The organism is Streptomyces sp. LS1784 (assembly GCF_020103755.1).
In the GTDB taxonomy this organism is placed as follows: Bacteria; Actinomycetota; Actinomycetes; order Streptomycetales; family Streptomycetaceae; genus Kitasatospora.
In genome coordinates this window covers 1-2,163 of the sequence record NZ_JAHSQD010000901.1, presented here as the reverse complement: position 1 = coordinate 2,163, position 2,163 = coordinate 1, and the positions used below count along the sequence as shown (strand labels likewise).

Below are 2,163 nucleotides of genomic sequence, written 5' to 3'. Positions count from 1 at the left end.
CGGCCAGGCCCTGGACGGTGCGCGCGGCGATCAGCGCCGCCCCGGTGGACGCCAGCCCGGCAGCGGCCGAAGCGGCGGCGAACAGGGCGAGTCCGGCGAGCAGGACGCGGCGCCGTCCGGCCAGATCTGCGATCCGGCCGCCGGCCAGCAGGAGCGCGCCGAAGGCGAGGCCGTAGGCGTTGACCACCCAGGCGGCACCGTCGTCGGTGAGACCGATGCCGTCGCGGACGCTCGGGAGGGCGACGTTGACGATCGAGGTGCTGAGGATGACGGTGAACTGCGCCCCGACGAGGGCCGCCAGTGCGCCGCCGGCCGTACGGCGGGCGAGGAACGGGTCGGCGTCCTGCGGACTCACGGCGGTGGTCCTCCTTTCCGAAGGAGCATTGATGAGTGGTTAACCACTCACACTTATGGCCAAAGAAAGGCGGCGGCGTTCGGACCGTCGCGTGCGCGCGGACCTCCCGCCCCGCCGGGTGGGTGGCACTGGCCGGCCGTGGCCGATCAGTAGTGCGTGATGCCGGCCGCGAGGGTCCGCGTCCACGGCGCGTCGACCTCGTCCGCCCCCATCGAGACCAGCAGGTGGCAGAGCATGCCGGTGGCGAAGAAGCCCTGGATCCGAGGCTCCGCCGCACCCGAGGCCCCGCGCACGTACTCGACCAGCCGGGCGTACCCCTGCCGGACCGCCTCCCGGACGGCCGGCTCGGAGACCGCCGCCGCCTGGGCGTGCAGCTGGACCAGCATCAGGTCGTTGTCGGTGATCAGCTTGGCGTAGGCGTCCCCCATGGACTGGAGGACCACCTCCGGGGAACTCCCCCCCGCTTCCGCCGCGCCACGCTCCAGACTCCCGCGGACCCGCACGAAGCAGTGCTCCACCACCGCCACGAACAGGGCCTCCTTGCTCGGGAAGAGCCGGTACACGTACGCCTGCGAGATGCCGGCGGCCTTCGCCACCTCCGTGGTGGTGGTGCCGAAGTACCCCCGCGCGGCGAACGCCCCGATCGCGGTGCGCAGCACCGTCTCGCGACGCTCCTCGGCGGTGGACAGTTGCCGGGGTCGTTCCTTCTGCATGTGAGTACTCAACCACTCACACTTCACCGCCGTCAACACCCACCTCCGGCCCGTACCGGAATCCCGGATGACCTCCCGCCGTCGAGGCGCCGCTGCCCTGCATGTCCCGACCGGTGCACGACGCACCACGTCGAACCGGGTGTCACCCGTACGAGCGCACTGTGCCGCCCTTCGGAGTCAATCTGCTTCGCGTGCGGCAGAAACCCTCCGCTGACGTCCTGCGCCCACACAAGGAGACCCATCATGCGACTGGCCTTGCCCCTCCGAGCCGTTCTCGCTGCCGCTGCGCTGGTCGGCGGGACGGTGGTGGCCGCCGCGACGCCGGCCACCGCGGCGACGTGTCCGCACAGCGACTCGCCCAAGATCGACGGAGCGGAGGCCACGTGGACCCTGAAGTGCAAGAAGGTCGAGGGAGTCGAGACGCTCTACGTCGACGGGTGGGTGGAGGACACCCGGGCCGACGGCATGTGCGCGACGGTCACGATCACGCCCGACGGCGGGCGCTACCCGGAGGAGGTGCAGGCCTGCGGTTCCGGGACGCGCGAGCAGATTCACAAGTCCTACACCGGCAGGACCGCCACGGTGAAGCTCAGCGTGCGCTGATGACCGGTTGACCGGCGGGGGGGGCGGGCCCCGGCCGGCCAGAGCGAGCAGGCCGAGGCGTCGCCCTCCGCCGCGCAGGCGTAGTCCACCGCCCTGGTCAGCCGCGTGGTGCGGATCGGCTTCACGGCGCCGCCCGTGTGGCCCTCCGACAGTCCCGACCGAACGTGCGCGCCCATCGTTGGCGCCTCCGGAACGACCGTCAAACCATCGACCGGCGACATCCGCTCCGTTTCACGGCCCGTGCGTCCGCGATTCACCGTTGCGGGTGATGGCGGACCGGCCCGCCGGGGCGGAATCCTGGTGCGTGCGCCCGGCACCACAGCCCCGAGCGCCCAACCACCTCCAGCACCGGGAGGCACCGTCATGGAGCCCCAACCGTCCGGCCGCGACCAGGCCGCCGGAGTCCGTCGGCGCCGCATGCTCGGCCTCGCGCTCGGGGCGGGCCTCGTCCCGGCGCTCGGCGCGGCCGCCCAGGCGGCGTCCCACACCTCG

General features: G+C 72.5%; 3 protein-coding genes. 1 reads left to right on the top strand and 2 read right to left on the bottom strand.

Annotation, left to right across the window (positions count from 1 at the left end; genetic code table 11):
* Both KS423_RS44045 and KS423_RS44040 read right to left on the bottom strand, forming a co-directional pair.
* Positions 1–355: MFS transporter (locus tag KS423_RS44045; protein WP_374120171.1), on the bottom strand; the 355-nt coding region annotated here is incomplete at its 3' end.
* Between the two features lie 146 nt (positions 356–501).
* Positions 502–1,068: a TetR/AcrR family transcriptional regulator gene (locus tag KS423_RS44040; protein WP_224285298.1), complete on the bottom strand. Its 567-nt coding sequence runs from the start codon at positions 1,066–1,068 to the stop codon at positions 502–504.
* Between the two features lie 243 nt (positions 1,069–1,311).
* Here KS423_RS44040 and KS423_RS44035 point away from each other — a divergent pair, with 243 nt between their 5' ends.
* Positions 1,312–1,671 carry a hypothetical protein gene (locus KS423_RS44035; RefSeq protein ID WP_224285297.1) on the top strand — a complete coding sequence of 120 codons (360 nt, stop codon included), beginning with the start codon at positions 1,312–1,314 and terminating at the stop codon, positions 1,669–1,671.
* Positions 1,672–2,163: the final 492 nt, after the last annotated feature.